At 69.2% G+C, this 17,253-nt stretch carries 14 protein-coding genes; 9 read left to right on the top strand and 5 right to left on the bottom strand.

Translation table 11 applies throughout. From position 1 onward, the window contains the following. Positions 1 to 8 precede the first annotated feature (8 nt). Positions 9 to 353 carry a hypothetical protein gene (locus HMPREF1529_RS14775; RefSeq protein WP_005049071.1) on the bottom strand — a complete coding sequence of 115 codons (345 nt, stop codon included), beginning with the start codon at positions 351 to 353 and terminating at the stop codon, positions 9 to 11. A 206-nt stretch (positions 354 to 559) separates the two neighbouring features. On the opposite strand from HMPREF1529_RS14775, the gene HMPREF1529_RS14765 reads away from it, so the two are divergent. The 3 genes from HMPREF1529_RS14765 (at position 560) to HMPREF1529_RS14755 (ending at position 2,383) form a co-directional block, all read left to right on the top strand. Next, positions 560 to 1,054 (top strand): FHA domain-containing protein, encoded by a 495-nt coding sequence (locus HMPREF1529_RS14765; RefSeq protein WP_183043632.1) that lies wholly within the window; start codon positions 560 to 562, stop codon positions 1,052 to 1,054. Beyond that, complete coding sequence (gene ftsR / locus HMPREF1529_RS14760; RefSeq protein WP_016465376.1) at positions 1,051 to 1,734, top strand: transcriptional regulator FtsR; 684 nt, start codon at positions 1,051 to 1,053, stop codon at positions 1,732 to 1,734. The genes HMPREF1529_RS14765 and ftsR overlap by 4 nt, the downstream gene beginning before the upstream one ends. Positions 1,735 to 1,837: 103 nt before the next feature. Further along, positions 1,838 to 2,383: a MerR family transcriptional regulator gene (locus tag HMPREF1529_RS14755; protein ID WP_005049079.1), complete on the top strand. Its 546-nt coding sequence runs from the start codon at positions 1,838 to 1,840 to the stop codon at positions 2,381 to 2,383. A gap of 66 nt (positions 2,384 to 2,449) precedes the next feature. Here the strand turns inward: HMPREF1529_RS14755 and HMPREF1529_RS14750 are convergent, their stop codons facing one another. Then, positions 2,450 to 3,256 (bottom strand): ParA family protein, encoded by an 807-nt coding sequence (locus HMPREF1529_RS14750; RefSeq protein ID WP_005049082.1) that lies wholly within the window; start codon positions 3,254 to 3,256, stop codon positions 2,450 to 2,452. Positions 3,257 to 3,372: 116 nt separating this feature from the next. Here HMPREF1529_RS14750 and HMPREF1529_RS14745 point away from each other — a divergent pair, with 116 nt between their 5' ends. From HMPREF1529_RS14745 to HMPREF1529_RS14735, 3 genes are read left to right on the top strand one after another with little or no spacing between them, the layout of a single operon-like run. Next, on the top strand, positions 3,373 to 6,780 hold the full coding sequence (locus tag HMPREF1529_RS14745; RefSeq protein ID WP_016465375.1) for a pyruvate carboxylase: 3,408 nt from the start codon (positions 3,373 to 3,375) through the stop codon (positions 6,778 to 6,780). Between the two features lie 33 nt (positions 6,781 to 6,813). Continuing rightward, positions 6,814 to 8,310, top strand: coding sequence for a MinD/ParA family ATP-binding protein (locus tag HMPREF1529_RS14740; protein ID WP_016465374.1), 1,497 nt, complete (start codon positions 6,814 to 6,816; stop codon positions 8,308 to 8,310). Next, entirely contained in the window at positions 8,310 to 8,801 is a 492-nt protein-coding gene (locus tag HMPREF1529_RS14735; protein WP_016465373.1) for a peptide deformylase, read from the top strand. Before HMPREF1529_RS14740 ends, HMPREF1529_RS14735 begins: the two co-directional genes overlap by 1 nt. Before the next feature lie 61 nt (positions 8,802 to 8,862). On the opposite strand, the gene HMPREF1529_RS14730 is transcribed toward HMPREF1529_RS14735, so the two are convergent. Beyond that, positions 8,863 to 10,698: an AMP-dependent synthetase/ligase gene (locus HMPREF1529_RS14730; RefSeq protein WP_005049092.1), complete on the bottom strand. Its 1,836-nt coding sequence runs from the start codon at positions 10,696 to 10,698 to the stop codon at positions 8,863 to 8,865. A gap of 191 nt (positions 10,699 to 10,889) precedes the next feature. On the opposite strand from HMPREF1529_RS14730, the gene HMPREF1529_RS14725 reads away from it, so the two are divergent. The 3 genes from HMPREF1529_RS14725 to HMPREF1529_RS14715 all read left to right on the top strand — a co-directional run bounded on the left by HMPREF1529_RS14725 (position 10,890) and on the right by HMPREF1529_RS14715 (position 13,967). Then, complete coding sequence (locus HMPREF1529_RS14725) at positions 10,890 to 11,828, top strand: ROK family glucokinase (protein ID WP_005049094.1); 939 nt, start codon at positions 10,890 to 10,892, stop codon at positions 11,826 to 11,828. A gap of 66 nt (positions 11,829 to 11,894) precedes the next feature. Continuing rightward, positions 11,895 to 12,578, top strand: coding sequence for a lysophospholipid acyltransferase family protein (locus HMPREF1529_RS14720; RefSeq protein ID WP_016465372.1), 684 nt, complete (start codon positions 11,895 to 11,897; stop codon positions 12,576 to 12,578). Between the two features lie 51 nt (positions 12,579 to 12,629). After that, complete coding sequence (locus HMPREF1529_RS14715) at positions 12,630 to 13,967, top strand: class II 3-deoxy-7-phosphoheptulonate synthase (RefSeq protein ID WP_005049099.1); 1,338 nt, start codon at positions 12,630 to 12,632, stop codon at positions 13,965 to 13,967. A gap of 90 nt (positions 13,968 to 14,057) precedes the next feature. On the opposite strand, the gene pknB is transcribed toward HMPREF1529_RS14715, so the two are convergent. Both pknB and HMPREF1529_RS14705 read right to left on the bottom strand, forming a co-directional pair. Beyond that, positions 14,058 to 15,983: a Stk1 family PASTA domain-containing Ser/Thr kinase gene (gene pknB, locus HMPREF1529_RS14710; RefSeq protein WP_016465371.1), complete on the bottom strand. Its 1,926-nt coding sequence runs from the start codon at positions 15,981 to 15,983 to the stop codon at positions 14,058 to 14,060. A gap of 90 nt (positions 15,984 to 16,073) precedes the next feature. Next, complete coding sequence (locus HMPREF1529_RS14705) at positions 16,074 to 17,087, bottom strand: LysM peptidoglycan-binding domain-containing protein (RefSeq protein WP_016465370.1); 1,014 nt, start codon at positions 17,085 to 17,087, stop codon at positions 16,074 to 16,076. Between the last annotated feature and the right edge of the window lie 166 nt (positions 17,088 to 17,253).

The following is a 17,253-nucleotide window of genomic DNA, read 5'->3' as shown; positions in this document are numbered from 1 at the left end:
CTCGCGGCTCAGCCCACGAGCACGTTGTAGAGTCGTCCCCCTGCGTGGAGGGCGTGATAGCGCGGGTGGAGTGCCACGGGCGCGCCCTGCGGCACGGACGCCGCGGCCCCGGATCCGTTCCACAGTTCGATCTCGCGGCCCTCCAGAGTGAGAACGGTGAGCGTGCCATCCGTCGTGGAGTGCACCGCGATCGCGTCGACCCACTCGCTGGGCGTGGCCGACACCAGCCTCGACTGGATCAGGTGGACGGCGTGACCGGCGGCGAACGAGGAGCAGGATCCTCCTGTCGCGCACATGCAGATGGCATCCTGACGCACCGGGTCGGGCGTGAGGCGGTTCTGCTTCGCGGACACGGGGTTCCTCTCGTGGATGCCGCCGGTGTCGGCGGTGCGATCAGGCTACGTCGGGCGGATCGCCGGCCGCGCGGGCGTCGTCACACATCGACACACGCCGCCGTGTTCACCGCTCGGCGACATCGGGGAGCACGCTACGCGAAACCGCGTCGTGCGCGGGGGTTCGCAGCCCGGGCCGATCCGTTAGGGTGAAGGGGAAGGAGGCCATGGTGGAAGAGAACGCTCGAGACGCTGGTGTCAGCGGTATCCGACGTGACGCCGGGAGTGGCGGCTCCGCCGACACCACCCAGACGTTCGGTCACGACTCCGACCTGTCCTTCGTGCCGTTCGGCACAGATCTGACGGACGTGGAGCGTGAGGCGATCGATGCGCTTCCGTCGCGCGCCGCGCTGCTGCTCGTCCGCTCTGGCCCCACGGCGGGCGCGCGCTATCTGCTCGACACCGACGTCACCACCGTCGGGCGCCACCCCGAGGCCGACATCTTCTTCGATGACGTGACCGTCTCTCGCCGTCACGCGGAGATCACGCGTACCGGCGCTGTCTTCGAGCTCGTCGATCAGCGTTCCCTGAACGGCAGCTACGTCAACGGCGAGCGTGTGGACCGCGCCGTGCTCGTCGACGGCTCCGAGGTGCGCATCGGAAAGTTCCGTCTCAACTTCTTCGCGTCGCCGGCCGACCGCGGTCAGGTGACGAGCGGGTGAGCCCGGCTGCCTCGCCCCGTGGACGCGCGTCGTCCTCGGGTTATCTCAGCATCGGTCAGGTGCTCGCCCGCCTGACGCCGGAGTTCTCCGATCTCAGCGCGAGCAAACTGCGCTACCTCGAGGTGCAGGGCATCGTCACGCCGCTTCGCACCGAATCGGGGTACCGCAAGTTCTCGCCGATCGATGTCGAGCGACTGCGAACCGCACTCACGCTCCAGCGCGACCACTACATGCCTCTGGCGCGTATCCGTGATTACCTCGACGAACAGCACGGCGGCGCCGTCGCGCCCCCGGCGACGGCGTCGATCGTCACCGCCCCGCGTCGCTACCGCCGCGAGGAACTGCTGCGGACGGCAGGCGCGTCGGCGGCATTGCTGAACGACGCGGTGCGCGCGGGGCTCATCGCGGCAGCCGAGAGCTATGACGAGAAGACGCTTAGCGTGCTGCGTGCACTCGTGGCCCTCGACGGACACGGCATCCAACCCCGGCACGTGCGGGGCATCCGGCAGGCCGCGGAGCGCGAGGTCGCGCTCGTAGAGAGCGCTCTGACACCTCTGCTGCGGCGCTCGGATGCGGTGTCGCGCGCACGCGCGAGCGAGCTCGCGCCCGAGCTGCTTCGTCGTCTGGACGAAGTGCGCGCCGCTTTCGCGCACGCGGCGTTGGACCGCATCGCGCCGTGACGGTGACGCGACACGCCGGGGGTCGGGATGCGGATGTCGTTGCCGCAGGCACGGCGCTGATCTACCGTGGAGGAAACGACAGACTGTCCCCGTGGAGGCGAGCATGACTGCGCACGATGCGCCTGATGAGGTCCGCTTCGCCACCGAGCTCTTGTTCACCGACGGTCTGCCGCAGATGGATGACGAGGTCGGCTACCGCGGTGCGGTCGCCGCACGCGCTGCCGGTATCACTTACCGCCAGCTCGACTACTGGGCGCGCACCGAACTGGTGCAGCCCACGGTCCGTGGAGCCAGCGGCTCCGGATCGCAGCGTCTGTACGGTTTCCGCGACATCCTGGTGCTCAAGCTCGTCAAGCGACTGCTCGACACGGGCATCTCTCTCCAGCAGATCCGCACCGCGGTCGAGCAGCTTCGCGTCGCCGGCATCCGTGATCTGGCCGGCACCACGCTGATGAGCGACGGGGCCTCCGTCTACCTGTGCACCTCGAACGACGAGGTCATCGACCTCGTCAGCCGGGGTCAGGGCGTGTTCGGCATCGCTGTCGGCAAGGTGCTGCACGAGGTGGAATCGACGCTGCTCGACTTCGACCCGCAGGCCCCGGACCCTGTCGACGAGCTCGCCGCTCGTCGCGCCGTCAAGTCCGCCTGACGCGGCGTCGCGACGGGCGCTGTGTGCGCTTTCGCTCGACGAGCGCTGTGGGTGTGCGGGTGAGGCTCAGGCGCGCTGCTCGCCGGCGGTGATCCGGCCTGTGCGCATGACGCGGTCCAGCAGCGCGTCGAAGTCACCGGCGAGCTCCTGAGCCGAGTCGCCCGGCCAGATGTGCAGGGGCTTCGCGGCGCCCTGCGCCTGCTGCAGCGACGTGCGCTCGGGCAGCTGCGGCGACAGGACGAGCGGCCCGAACATGTCGCGCAGTTCCTTGATGCGGAACTGGTGCTCGATCGACTGCGGCCGCACGCGGTTCACGACGATTCCGAGAGGCTGCAGGCGAGGAGACAGACCGCGACGGATCTCCTCGATCGCGCGCAGCGCGCGATCGGCCGCGGCGACCGAGAACAGGCCCGGTTCGGTCACCACGATGACCCGGTCAGAAGCCGCCCACGCGGTGCGCGTCAGCGCGTTGAGCGAGGGCGCGCAGTCGATGAGCACGAGGTCGTAGTCGGCCTCGATGGTGGCCAGAGCCTCTTCCAGCTTCCAGACGTCGCGCACGCTCGGGTGCGGGCCGTCGAAGTTGATCGCCGACGGGCTGCCGATCATGACGTCGATCGTGCCCGGGTGCACCTTGGCCCAGCCGCTTGAGGTGATGGCCTGGCGGACCACCTTCTCCTTGGGGTTGGCGAGCACGTCGGCCACGTTCAGCCGGCCGGCCACCTGGATGTCCATGCCCGTCGACACGTCAGATTGAGGGTCGAGGTCGACGACGAGAGTCCGCACCCCTCGGGCGAACGCCGCGGAGGCGAGGCCGAGAGTCACGGTGGTCTTGCCGACACCCCCCTTGAGCGAGGAGACGGAGAGTACGTGCACGAGGCTCTACGTTACCGTCCTCTAGGCTGTGAGGACACTCAGGCCCTCGTGAAAAGGGGGCTCGTCGGGGAATCTGGTCTCTCGGCACGCGGGAGCCGCTCGGAGAAGAGGTTCGCATGTTCCGCAAGATCCTGGTGGCCAACCGCGGAGAGATCGCAATCCGGGCGTTTCGTGCCGCCTTCGAACTCGGCGCGCGCACGGTGGCGGTCTACCCCTACGAAGACCGCTACTCCCTGCACCGTCTGAAGGCCGACGAGGCCTACCAGATCGGCACCGTCGGCCAGCCCGTCCGCGCGTATCTCGACGTCGATGAGATCATCCGCGTGGCGAAGGAGTCGGGCGCGGACGCCATCTACCCCGGCTACGGCTTCCTCTCGGAGAACCCCGAGCTCGCCGCGGCAGCCGCGCGCAGCGGCATCGTCTTCATCGGCCCGCCGTCCCGCGCGCTCGAGATGGCCGGCAACAAGGTGACCGCAAAGGAGCACGCGATCGCGGCTGGCGTGCCGGTGCTGCGCTCGACGCCCGCGTCCGATGACGTCGACGCTCTCGTCGCGCACGCAGACGGGATCGGCTTCCCGATCTTCGTGAAAGCCGTCGCCGGCGGCGGCGGACGGGGCATGCGCCGCGTCGAGACCGCGGCGCAGCTGGCCCCGGCGATCGCGGAGGCGATGCGCGAGGCCGATGCCGCGTTCGGCGACGCCCGCGTCTTCCTCGAGCAGGCCGTGCAGCGGCCGCGCCATGTCGAGGTGCAGATCCTCGCCGACAAGGCGGGCGAAACGGTGCACTTGTACGAGCGGGACTGCTCGGTGCAGCGGCGCCATCAGAAGGTCATCGAGATCGCGCCGGCGCCGAATCTCGCCCCCGAGATCGCCGCGGCGCTGCACGCGCACGCGATCGCGTTCGCCCGGTCGATCGCCTACGAGAACGCGGGAACGGTGGAGTTCCTGCTCGAGACGGCGGGCCCCCGCGCCGGCGAGGTCGTCTTCATCGAGATGAACCCGCGCATCCAGGTGGAGCACACCGTGACCGAAGAGGTCACCGACGTCGACCTGGTGCAATCACAGATGCGGATCGCCGCGGGGGAGACGCTCGCCGACCTCGGACTGCGTCAGGATCAGATCCGCTTGCGTGGGGCGGCGCTGCAGTGTCGCATTACGACGGAGGACCCGACGCAGGGCTTCCGCCCGGACACGGGAAAGATCACCACATACCGTTCGCCGGGCGGCGCCGGCATCCGCCTCGACGGGGGGACGACAGCCGCAGGGTCGCAGGTCAGCCCGCACTTCGATTCGCTGCTGGCCAAGCTCACGTGCCGCGGACGGGACTTCGGCGCCGCGGTCGTGCGGTCGCGACGCGCCCTCGCCGAGTTCCGCATCCGCGGGGTCTCGACCAACATCCCCTTCCTTCAGGCCGTGCTGGACGATCCGGCATTCGTCGCGGGCGACATCAGCACGTCGTTCATCGACGAGCGCCCCGAGCTGCTGCGCGGTCGCGCGTCCAAGGATCGAGGGTCGAAGATCGTCGCCTGGCTGGCCGAGACGACCGTCAACCGTCCGCACGGAGAGAGCCCCGCCATCGTCGACCCGCGCGTGAAGCTACCGCCCGTCGACCTCTCGGTAGCCCCTCCCGCGGGTTCGCGACAGCGGCTCCTCGCACAAGGACCCGCCGCGTTCGCGGCGACGCTGCGCGCGCAGACGCCTCTCGCCGTCACCGAGACGACGTTCCGTGACGCGCACCAGTCGCTGCTGGCCACGCGCGTGCGCACCCGAGACCTGGTGACGGTCGCGCCCTACGTCGCCCGGCTCACACCCCAGCTGCTCTCGGTAGAGGCCTGGGGCGGCGCCACCTACGACGTCGCGCTCCGCTTCCTCGGCGAAGACCCCTGGGAACGGTTGGACGCCCTGCGCGCCGCGCTGCCGAACGTGGCGATCCAGATGCTCCTGCGAGGCCGCAACACGGTGGGGTACACGCCCTACCCGACGCGCGTGACCGATGCCTTCGTCTCGGAGGCCGCGGCATCCGGCGTGGACATCTTCCGCATCTTCGACGCCCTCAACGATGTCTCCCAGATGCGCCCCGCGATCGACGCCGTGCTGCACACCGGCACCACGCTCGCGGAGGTCGCCCTCTGCTATACCGGCGATCTGCTGTCACCGACCGAGGACCTCTACACCCTCGATTACTACCTGCGGCTGGCCGAGCAGATCGTGAATGCCGGGGCGCACGTGCTCGCCGTCAAGGACATGGCCGGGCTGCTCCGCCCGGGCGCCGCCGCGCGCCTCGTGCGGGCACTACGCGACCGCTTCGAGCTCCCGGTGCATGTGCACACGCACGACACCGCCGGCGGACAGCTCGCGACGCTGCTGGCCGCGGCCGCCGCGGGCGCCGATGCCGTGGATGCCGCCGCGGCCCCGATGGCAGGAACGACGAGCCAGCCCTCGCTGTCCGCGCTCGTCGCCGCGCTCGCGCACACCGAGCGCGACACCGGCCTCGACCTCGGCGCCGTCTCGGAACTCGAACCGTATTGGGAGGCGATGCGCCGCCTCTATCGCCCCTTCGAGTCGGGTCTTCCCGGGCCGACGGGACGCGTGTATCGGCACGAGATTCCCGGCGGTCAACTCTCGAATCTGCGCCAGCAGGCGATCGCTCTCGGCCTGTCGGAGGATTTCGAGCTCATCGAGGACATGTACGCCGCCGCGGACGCGATCCTCGGACGCATCCCGAAGGTGACGCCCTCCTCCAAGGTCGTCGGCGACCTCGCTCTGCATCTCGCCGCCGTGCGCGCCGACCCCGCCGACTTCGCCGAGAACCCCGACACCTACGACATCCCCGACTCCGTCGTCGCTTTCATGGCGGGGGAGCTGGGTGAGCTTCCGGGGGGCTGGCCGGAGCCGTTTCGCACCAAGGTGCTGCGCGGGCGCGAGATCCGCACCGGGATCACCGAGATCTCCGACGTCGATGCCGCGAACCTCGAGGCCGGCAGTGCGACCCGGCGCGCCACGCTCAACTCGCTGCTGTTCCCCGCCCCCACAGTGGCCTTCCGTGAGATCCGCGACGCATACGGCGACCTGAGCGTCCTCGACACGGCGGACTACCTGTACGGACTCGCACCCGGAACCGAGCACGTCGTCGAGATCGAGCGCGGCGTGCAGCTGTACGTGGGGCTGGAGGCGATCGGCGACGCCGACGATCGAGGCATGCGCACCGTGATGACCACGCTCAACGGGCAGCTGCGTCCGGTGTTCGTGCGCGACCGCTCCATCACGGTCGACGTGCGTCAGGCGGAGAAAGCCGATACGGCCGTGCCCGGCCATGTCGCTGCTCCGTTCTCCGGCGTCGTCACGCCGAAGGCCGCGGTGGGTGATCGGGTCTCGGCGGGGCAGCCGGTCGCATCCATCGAGGCGATGAAGATGGAGGCGGCCATCGCTGCACCGGTGGATGGCGTCGTCGAGCGTCTCGTCGTCCGGGCGGCGACACCGGTCGAGGCCGGCGATCTTTTGCTGGTGGTCCGACCCTCCGAGTAGCCTGGAGCGGGGGCGTGAGTCGTCCCGCGAGCCATGGGGGTCGGGACCCCGCCCCGCGGCCCGGCGGTGACGCCGCGGCTGCGCCGTCCCGAGGACGACCCGAATCGGCCGGAGCCCGACGGCGACGGCCCGGAACTGGAGTGTGTAGCCGTGCCTGACCGCAACGAGACTGCGAGCGAGGACGCCGACAACGGCGTGCTGGAGAGTGTGACCGGCGTCGAGACCACCGGGATCGGCATCGTCGACGGTGCCACCGCGCAGATCGACGTCGCGTTGCCCGTCGCGGTCGACGACGACGACTTCGACGACGATGTCGTGCTCGACGATGATGCGGAGATCCACGGGAGTCTCGTCGAACGGCCGGATGCCGCCGCGGCATCCGCTCTCGTCGTCGATGCCGTCGAGGACGTCGAGGACGTCGAGGACGTCGAGGAGACGAACGGGGCAGGGGTGGCCGATGCCGCAGCGGTCGCACTGACGTCGGCCCCGGTCGCGACCGCAGACGCCGCGCAGCACGAGCGCCTGCGTCCCCGCACGTCCGAGATCGCGCTGCAGTCGCGCCGACTGGGCGATTTCGAGGCGGGACGGGAGAGTTCCGACCTGCTCACCCCCGACCGGCTGCTCGATCCCGCCCACGCGGTACGACCGGAGCCGGACGGAGCGTGGCAGCACCTCGTCTACACGCTGTCGGGACGTCGGATCAACCTCGGCGACAGCAAGCGCGCACGTGCGCGCAAGGCTCTCGACCGGCGCATCGCCGCACCGCTGCACGGGGGAGCAAAGTTCGTCCCCGTCCTCTCGCGAAAGGGCGGCGTCGGAAAAACCACGATCACGACGCTGCTGGGCATGGCGCTTGCGGACGCCCGTGAGGACCGGGTGATCGCCGTCGACGCGAACCCGGACCGCGGCACCCTCGCCGAGCGCATCGGACGCTCGAGCGGCAAGACGGTCCGCGATCTGGTCCGAGCCCACGCCGACGTCCAGGGGTTCAACGACATCTCGGAGATCGTCGCGCGCGATCACACCCGGCTCGACATCATCGCCTCCGACACCGACCCGCATGTGTCGGAAGCCTTCAACGACAGCGACTACGACGCGGTGGCCGATGTCGCCGCACACTTCTATTCCCTCGTGCTCACCGACACCGGCACGGGCATCGTCCACTCCGTCATGGCGGCCACCCTCGAGCGCGCCGACCAGCTCATCGTCGTCGCGGGTCTGAGCGTGGACGAGGCGCGCCTGGCCTCGGAGACGTTGACCTGGCTGGAGAGCAACGGCTACGCCGACCTCGTTCGCTCCGCGGTCGTCGTGCTGAACACGGCGCGCCCGGGAGCTGCGCTCGTGCGCGCCGGCGAACTCCAGTCGCACTTCCAGACGCGCGTGGGTCACGTCGTCCGCGTGCCGTACGACGCGCACATCGCGTCGGGCAGCGCGATCGTCTTCCGCGACCTGCAGCCCGAGACACGCGAGGCCGCGCGCGAACTCGCCGCCATCGTCGTCGAAAGCCTGCGTCAGCGGGTCGCCGCCTGATGGCCGTCCGTCCGATCCGGCTGTTCGGCGACCCGGTCCTTCGCGCGCCCAGTGCGACGATCGACGTGATCGACGACGGCATCCGCTCACTCGTCCAGGACCTGCTCGACACGGTCGAGCTGCCCGGACGTGCGGGGGTGGCGGCCCCGCAGATCGGCGTCGGCCTGCGCGCGTTCAGCTACAACATCGACGGCGACATCGGCTACGTGCTGAACCCGGTGCTGACGGAGGTGTCGGGTGAGCCGGTCCTCGTCGGAGAGGGATGCCTGTCTGTGCCCGATCTCTGGCACGAGACGCTGCGCTATCCCTGGGCTCGCGTTGTCGGTATCGACCTCGACGGTAACGAACTCGTGCTCGAGGGCGAGGGGCTCATGGCGCAGGCGCTGCAACATGAGACCGACCACCTGGACGGCATGCTCTACATCTCCCGGCTCAGTCCCGAGGAGCGCAAGGTCGCGATGCGTCGCATCCGCGAGTCCTCCTGGTTCTGACCGCTGGACAAACGACGACGGGGCGGCCCGTCCGGCCCGCCCCGTCGTCGCTTGCGCCCGATCAGCCCAACGACACGTTGGTCGTGGTCACCGGCACCGTGTAGATGTCCTCGATCTCGTTCGCGAAGTCGGTCAGGATCACGTTGCGCTTGATGCTCATCTTGGGCGTGAGGTGCCCGCTCGCCTCGGTCCATTCGGTGTCGAGGATGGTGAACTTGCGGATGGACTCGGCGCGCGAGACGTTCTTGTTGGCGATGTCGACCGCCCGCTGGACCTCGGCTCGCACCTGGGGGTTCTTCGCGGCATCCGAGAGGGACATGTCTGCCGCCAGGCCGTTGTTCGCCAGCCATGCCGGGAGCATCTCGGGGTCGAGCGTGATCAGTGCGGAGATGAACGGCTTCTGATCTCCCACCACGACCACTTGACCGACGATCGGGTTCGCCCGAATGGGATCTTCCAGCGCCGCCGGGGCGACGTTCTTGCCGCCGGCGGTGACGATGATCTCCTTCTTGCGTCCAGTGATCGTGAGGAACCCGTCGGTGTCGAAGGCCCCGATATCGCCGGTCTTGAACCAGCCGTCGTCGAACGCGGCGGCGGTCGCCTCGGGGTTGCGCCAGTACTCCTTGAAGACGTTGACGCCACGCACCTCGATCTCGCCGTCGTCGGCCAGACGCACGCCGACGCCGGGGAGCACCGGGCCCACGGTGCCGATCTTCGACTTCGTCGCGAGGTTGACGGTGGCCGGCGCCGTCGTCTCGGTCAGTCCGTAGCCTTCGAGGATGGTCACGCCGAGGCTGTGGAAGAAGTGGCCGAGACGGGCGCCCAGAGGGGCCGATCCCGACACGGCGTACGTGACGCGCCCACCCATGGCTTCGCGAAGCTTGCTGTAGACGAGCTTGTCGAACAGGGCGAACTTCACCTTCGTGCCCAGCGGGACCTTCTTTCCCTCCTGCAGCAGGCGCGAGTGCTCGATCGCGGTGTGAGCCGCGGCGCGGAAGATCTTGCCCTTGCCGCCGGCCTCCGCCTTCTGCTCCGCCGAGTTGTACACCTTCTCGAAGACGCGGGGTACAGCCAGAAGGAAGGTCGGCTTGAACGAGCCCAGGGCCGGCAGCAGCTGCTTGGTGTCGGGCTGATGACCGGTCTTCACGCCGGCGTGGACGTCGAGGATCGAGATGAAGCGGGCGAAGACGTGCGCCGTCGTGATGAACAGCAGGGTCGACGCGCCGCCGGGCGTGTTCATCACTTCGGCGAGGGCCTTGGCGGCATTGCGGGAGAGTTCGACGAAGTTGCTGTGGGTCAGGACGCACCCCTTGGGTCGCCCTGTGGAGCCCGAGGTGTAGATCAGTGTGGCGATGTCGGAGCCGACGGCGATGCGGCGACGGCGCTCGATCTCGGCATCCTCGACGGCGCTGCCGCCGGCGCGGAGAGTGTCGAGATCGCCGGCCTCCATCGACCAGACGTCGCGGACGAGCGGCACTTCGGAGCGGATCTCGGCGATGCGCGCCGCGTGCTCGGCGGACTCGCCGAGCACCGCGATCGCGCCCGAGTCGGAGAGGATCCAGCTGATCTGCGCGGCCGAGCTCGTCTCGTAGATCGGCACCATGACGGCGCCGGCGAAGAAGAGGGCGAAGTCCACGAGCGTCCACTCGTAGGTGGTGCGGGCGATGAAGCCCACCTTGTCGCCGGGAGCGATGCCGACAGCGGCGAAGCCCTTGGCCAGCGCGATCACTTCTCGTTCAAACTCGGCGGCGGTGATGTCGCGCCAGCCGTCACCGTCCGGGACGGCGAACAGCGCCAACGACGGGGTCGCTTTGACGCGCTCGACGAGAAGATCGGCGATGTTGCCCTGCGGGTCGGCGGCGACGACGGCGGGGACTTCGAACTGTACGGCGCTCATGGGCGGCAACTCCTTCGGTACCGGGTGGCGTCGGCGATCGACGGCTGGAATCGAGTCTAACTCCTGGTGGAACTCAGTCCCATGGAAGACAGCGTCGGCCGAAAAGCACGGCCTGCCCCGACCGTGGGTCTGTCTTGTCCACACTAGACTCTCGGATGCCGTGCCGCCCGGGCCGGCCGGAAGGGAGCGCCGTGCTCAACGTCGGCATCGACATCGGGGGGACGAAGATCGCCGGGGGTGTCGTCGACGACACGGGCGCGATCATCGAGCGTGCGCGCGTCGCGACGCCAGTCGACACCGGCGAGCTCGCCGACGCCGTCGCCGCGATGGTGCACGAGCTGGCCTCCCGTCACGAGGTCTCCGCGGTGGGCGTCGCCGCCGCCGGCTACATCGACCGCAGCCGCTCGGTGATGCTGCTCTCACCCAACATCGACTGGCACAACGAGCCGTTGCGCGCCCAGTTCGAAGCGCGCATCGGCCGTCCGGTCACGCTGGAGAACGACGCCAACGCCGCGGGCTGGGGCGAGTACCGCTTCGGTGCAGGACAGGGATCCACCGACATGGTGATGGTGACCCTCGGCACCGGGGTCGGCGGTGCCGTCATCAACGACGGCCGTCTGCTCATCGGTGCCAACGGCAGCGCGGCAGAGCTCGGTCATCTGCGGTTCGTCCGTGGCGGTCGCCCATGTGGCTGTGGTCAGAACGGCTGCCTCGAGCAGTACGCATCGGGACGCGCCCTGCAGCGCGAACTGGGTGACATCGCCGAGGCCGGGGGCATCGGCGAGCGGCTGGCCGCACACCGCGACGCGGACGGCATCGTCCACGGGCCCGACCTGGCCCGACTCCTCGCCGAGGACGACCCCGGCGCCGTCGAGGCGGTGCGCCGCGTGGCCACCGCGCTCGGTGAGGCCTGCGGGGCGTTCCAGGCCGTTCTCGATCCCGACCTCTACGTCATCGGCGGCGGGGTCGCCGACCTCGGTGAGGTTCTGCTCGAGCCCACGCGCCTGGCCTACGAGACCTCGCTGCCCGGGTTCGGCAATCGGCCGACCGCGCGCTTCGTCACGGCGACGCTCGGCAACGACGCGGGGATGGTGGGCGTCGCCGATCTCGCGGGACTGCGCAGTCAGTGAGCCGTCGGGTTATCCTCGTCGCATCGTGGACACGGACGATCGTCACAGAGAGGTGAGTCCCGCCTGATGTTCTACTGGGTCATGAAGTACATCGTGATCGGCCCGATCGTCAAAGCGATCTTCCGACCGTGGATCGTCGGCCGGACGAATGTCCCGTCGTCGGGGGCGGCCATCCTCGCCAGCAACCACCTCTCGGTCAGCGATTCGATCTTCCTGCCGCTCATGATCGACCGTCCGATGAGCTTCCTCGCCAAGAACGACTACTTCACCGGCACGGGGCTCAAGGGCTGGGCGACCCGCATGTTCATGAAGGCGACCGGCCAGATCCCCGTCGATCGCACCGGGGGCAAGGCGTCGGAGGCATCGCTGAACACCGGACTGCAGGTGCTCGGGCGGGGAGACCTCCTGGGCATCTACCCGGAGGGCACCCGCAGCCCGGACGGCAAGCTCTACCGTGGGCGCACCGGGCTTGCGCGCATGGCCCTGGAAGCACGGGTGTCGGTCATCCCCGTCGTCATGGTGGACACGGATGCCGTCATGCCGATCGGCCGCACCATCCCGCGCGTCGGCCGGGTGGGCATGGTGATCGGCGAACCGCTCGACTTCTCGCGGTTCCAGGGCATGGAATCGGATCGCTACGTGCTGCGCTCGGTGACGGACGAAATCATGGTGGCTCTGCAGCGCCTCGGCGAGCAGCAGTACGACGACGTGTACGCCTCCACCGTGAAGGAACGCGCAGCGCGCGCGTGAGCCGTCGTCATGCGGCATCCCCGCCGTCCAGGGCGCCACTAGACTGAGCGGATGCCCACCCTGCACGCCGATCTCGATCACTGGCGCACGCTCCCGATCAAGCAGCAGCCCTCTTGGACCGACCTGGATGCCGTCGCCGCGGTGTCCGATGAGCTGGCGACGCTGCCGCCGCTGGTCTTCGCCGGTGAGGTCGACAACCTCCGTGAACGCCTTGCGCGCGCGGCATCCGGCCGGGCCTTTCTCCTGCAGGGCGGTGACTGCGCGGAGACGTTCGCCGGAGCGACCGCGGAGCAGATCCGCAACCGCATCAAGACGGTGCTGCAGATGGCTGTCGTGCTCACCTACGGTGCATCGATGCCCATCGTGAAGATGGGACGGATGGCGGGCCAGTTCGCCAAGCCCCGCTCGAGCGACACCGAGACCCGCGGCGACATCACGCTGCCCGCCTACCGGGGCGACATCGTCAACGGCTACGACTTCACCGAAGCGTCCCGTACGGCCGATCCGCAGCGCCTGCTGAAGGGCTACCACACGGCGGCCTCGACGATCAATCTCATCCGCGCCTTCACGCAGGGCGGTTTCGCCGATCTGCGCGAGGTGCACAGCTGGAACAAGGGATTCGCGCAGAACCCCGCCAACCAGCAGTACGAGCGTCTCGCCACCGAGATCGACCGTGCCATCAAGTTCATGGAGGCGGCCGGCGCCGACTTCGACGAGCTTCGCCGTGTCGAGTTCTACACGGGTCATGAGGGTCTGCTGATGGACTATGAGCGCCCCATGACGCGCATCGACTCGCGAACGAGCACGCCCTACAACACGTCGGCGCACTTCCTGTGGATCGGTGAGCGCACGCGCGAGCTCGACGGCGCCCATGTCGACTACTTCTCCAAGATCCGCAACCCCATCGGCGTCAAGCTGGGGCCGTCGACGTCTCCGCAGACGGCGCTCGAACTCATCGACAAGCTCGACCCCGAGCGCGAGCCGGGCCGGCTCACCTTCATCACACGGATGGGTGCGGGCAAGATCCGTGACGCGCTCCCGCCGCTGCTGGAGGCCGTGCGCGACTCCGGAGCCACGCCGCTGTGGGTCACCGACCCGATGCACGGCAACGGCATCACGACCCCGACCGGCTACAAGACGCGTCGTTTCGACGACGTCGTCGACGAGGTGCGCGGCTTCTTCGAGGCGCACCGCGCCGTCGGCACCTTCCCGGGCGGCATCCACGTCGAACTCACCGGCGACGACGTGACCGAGTGCCTCGGCGGATCGGAGCACATCGACGAGGCCACTCTCGCGACGCGCTACGAGAGCCTGTGCGACCCGCGCCTGAATCACATGCAGAGCCTCGAGCTCGCGTTCCTCGTCGCCGAGGAGCTCGAGAAGCGCTGATCCGCGGCAGCGCCCTGCTGCAGACGACCGCACCCGCTGCCGAATCCTCTGCAGCGGGTGCGGTCGTGTGTGCGCCATGAGCGCTCCAGCTCAGCCGGTGGAGCGGACCGTGATCTTGGTTCCGGGGAGCTGCATGGTGCCGGCGGCAGGGCTCGTGCTCGACACGGTGAAGATGCCCCAGACGATCTCGGGGAGCGCCGTTCCCGGTTCGAAGCCCGCCTGCTTCAACTGGTCCATGGCCTGCGCGACGGTCTTGCCGGTGACGTCGGGGACGGCGATCGGCTGCGGCCCCTTCGAGACCACCAGGGTGACGGTGTCGCCGGGGCGGAACGGTGCGCCGCCGTCCTTGTCGGCGATATGGATCACGCGTCCCTCCGCGACCTCGTCGTCGTAGGCCTGCGTCGTGGTGGCGTTCAGGTTCACGGCCGACAGCGCCGCCGTCGCGGCATCCACGGTCTTGCCGGCCACATCCGGGACGGGCCCCGCGGAGGTCTCGAACGCCACGGTCGACCCCTCCAGTGCCGTGCAGCCCTTCGAACAGTCCACCGGAGTGCCGCCGCCGGGCGGAGTGATCGACGCGCTCACCACGGTGCCCGCGGAAGCATCGGTGAAGATCTGCGTCGGATCGCCCGAGGGAGCGATGTAGATCGTGCCGAGGGAGGTGGTCGCCGCCTGCAGGCTCTGTCCCGCCAGAGCGGGGATGTCGTGGGATGCCGGGCCCAGCGAGATGATGACGTTCACGGCGCTGTTCTTGTCGACGCGGGCGCCGGCGCCGGGGTCGGTGCGGATGACGAGATCGACGGGCACGTCGCGACTGTGATCCTGGGCGGGCAGCGCGGTCAGCCCTTCGGCGGCGAGGGCAGTCGTCGCCTCGTCCAGGGTGCGCCCCGACACGTCCGGAACGCCGACCTGCGAACCCGGTCCGGACCCGAACCACCAGCCGGCTCCGCCCGCGAGCGCCGCGAGCAGCAGTACGAGCACCACCAGCCATCCGCCCCGTCGCGCTCGGCGTCGACTGCGCAGCCGCAGGCGCGTGGAGTTGTCCACCGTCTCGGTGACCGTCGGAGCCGTGAAGGTCCCCGGCATGACCTTGGTGAGCTCACCCGAGTCTGCCCCGTCGTCGACCGCGACCACGCCGGCGGCCGGCGCTCGGACGACATGCGGGTAGACGCCGAGTTCCTTCTCGATCTCGCGCAGACGCTCGAGCATCGCGCGCGCATCGACCGGCCGGTCGTCGGGGTTGCGTTCGGTCGCCCACATCACGAGCTCATCGAACTGCTCCGGGATGCCGGGATTGCGCGCGCTCGGGCGCGGGACCGAGTCGGTCGCGTGCTGGTAGGCGATCTGCATGGGCTGCTCGCCCTTGTACGGCTGCTCGCCGACGAGCATCTCGTAGAGCATGATGCCGAGGGCGTAGATATCGCTGCGTGCGTCGGCGGTTCCGCGGGTGACGAGCTCGGGCGCGAGGTAGGCGATCGTTCCCAGGAGCATCTGCCCGGTGGCCGTGTTCGCACTGGTCGCGCGCGCGAGTCCGAAGTCGCCGATCTTGATCCGACCGTCCTCGGCGAGCAGTACGTTCTCGGGCTTGACGTCGCGGTGGACGATGCCCGCGCGGTGCGCGGCCGCGAGACCGGAGAGCACGGCATCCATGATCGTGATCGTCTGTGGGATGCTGAGACGCTTCTGCTCACGCAGCAGTTCGCGCATGGTGATGCCGGGAAGGTACTCCATCACCAGGTACGCCATCTCGCCGTCCTGGCCCTGGTCGAAGACGTTGACCACATGGGGATCGGCGAGACGGGCCGCCGCCCGCGCCTCCTGGATGAAACGGCTCTGGAAGACCGTGTCATCGGAGAGATGGCTGTGCATCACCTTCAGGGCGACGCGGCGCTCGAGGCGCAGGTCGGTCGCGACGTACACCGTCGCCATCCCCCCGCGAGCGATGCGAGCCCGGACGCGGTACCGTCCGTCGACCAGACGGCCGATCAGCGGGTCGGTCTGCTGGCTCGTGCTCACCCTGTGATTCTAGGGAGCCGGAACGCTCCGGTCCGGGAGCGGCTCACCCCTCGCGGCATGTGCGCAGGCAAAGCCGTGGCGCGCGGGCGCTCAGCCGAGTGCCGCGAGCCAGGCGTAGGCGGTCTGCTCCCACGGCCCGTAGCGCTCCGGATACGCCGAGACCTGCACGGCCTGGGCGGCGGCGCCGAAGTCCATCGACTCCCACCCGGGCACATCCAGCAGTCCGCGTGTGATGAGACCGTCGGGGCCCGAAACCCCTTCGAAGAACGCGGTGGTCGAGAGCACGGGGTCGCGCACCTGGTCGGGACTTCCCCATCCGGTGCTGGGTCGCTGCTGGAACATCCCGAGCGAGTCGCGGTCGCCCCAATCGAGGTTGCGGATCCACGACTCGACCATCGCCGTGGCCAGAGCGATCGCGATGCCGCGATCGGGGACGCCCAGTTCGCGCCCGACCCGGATGATCGTCCGCGCGTTCTCGATCTGCTCCGCATCGAGATCGGTGGCCGGCGCCGCCGTGGGCACGGGCGTCTCGACCGCGGCGGGGGTCGCTCGGAGCACGGCATCCGCGCCGGGGATCGTGAGCGTCTGTCCGGGGTAGATGATGGCGTCCCGTCCCAGCCCGTTGGCCTGCAGGAGCGCGTCGAGGCTCACGCCGTGCGCGTCGGCGATGGCCCAGAGGGTGTCGCCCGCGCTCACTCCGTATGCCGCCGGCGTGAAGGCCGCGGTCGCCGCCGGCGCGGAAGACTCTGCGGTGCGCGCGCCGCTGCCGGGAAGAACCAGCACCTGACCGGGGTGGATCAGCGTGCTGGCCTCGAGGCCGTTCGCCGCACGCAGGGCGGACAGCTCGATTCCGACCCGCTGGGAGATGTCCCACAGCGTGTCGCCGCTGTGCACCGTGTACGTCGCCGGTGAGGCTGCGTGCCGCGGAACGGGAGTCAACGTCGGCGCGTCGATGCGCGTCTGATCGCGGGTCGTCGGGCGCGGATCGGCTGTCGCCGCCGAGGCGGGGGAGACGCTCAGCGTCAACGCCAGTGTGCCGATCGTGCCGATCACGCCGGTCGTGGCGACGCGCGCGGTGCCCGGGCGGGGGTCGAGTCGTGACAACGTTCTTCTCCTTCTGCTCACCCGATTCGTACCGTCGCCACCGTGTCATGGAAGTAAATTCATGTCAACGGGTGCTATAAGAAGTGACTGCTGTGACAGAAGTGAGAATCGTGTCGATGGCGATGAACGCACCAATGGTGCGCTCGCGAGATGCGATAGTGGAAGG

The organism is Microbacterium sp. oral taxon 186 str. F0373, assembly GCF_000411455.1.
Taxonomy (GTDB): domain Bacteria; phylum Actinomycetota; class Actinomycetes; order Actinomycetales; family Microbacteriaceae; genus Microbacterium.
The sequence above is the reverse complement of the archived record's forward strand: the minus strand, read 5'-3'. Positions and strand labels throughout refer to the sequence as shown.

What these genes read in the sequence shown, in the direction of transcription:
- HMPREF1529_RS14730 (WP_005049092.1), bottom strand. Translation starts at nt 10,698, where the DNA reads ATGAGCGCCGTACAGTTCGAAGTCCCCGCCGTCGTCGCCGCCGACCCG.
- HMPREF1529_RS14755 (WP_005049079.1), top strand. Translation starts at nt 1,838, where the DNA reads ATGACTGCGCACGATGCGCCTGATGAGGTCCGCTTCGCCACCGAGCTC.
- HMPREF1529_RS14765 (WP_183043632.1), top strand. Translation starts at nt 560, where the DNA reads ATGGTGGAAGAGAACGCTCGAGACGCTGGTGTCAGCGGTATCCGACGT.
- HMPREF1529_RS14735 (WP_016465373.1), top strand. Translation starts at nt 8,310, where the DNA reads ATGGCCGTCCGTCCGATCCGGCTGTTCGGCGACCCGGTCCTTCGCGCG.
- HMPREF1529_RS14715 (WP_005049099.1), top strand. Translation starts at nt 12,630, where the DNA reads ATGCCCACCCTGCACGCCGATCTCGATCACTGGCGCACGCTCCCGATC.
- HMPREF1529_RS14745 (WP_016465375.1), top strand. Translation starts at nt 3,373, where the DNA reads ATGTTCCGCAAGATCCTGGTGGCCAACCGCGGAGAGATCGCAATCCGG.
- HMPREF1529_RS14720 (WP_016465372.1), top strand. Translation starts at nt 11,895, where the DNA reads ATGTTCTACTGGGTCATGAAGTACATCGTGATCGGCCCGATCGTCAAA.
- HMPREF1529_RS14740 (WP_016465374.1), top strand. Translation starts at nt 6,814, where the DNA reads ATGGGGGTCGGGACCCCGCCCCGCGGCCCGGCGGTGACGCCGCGGCTG.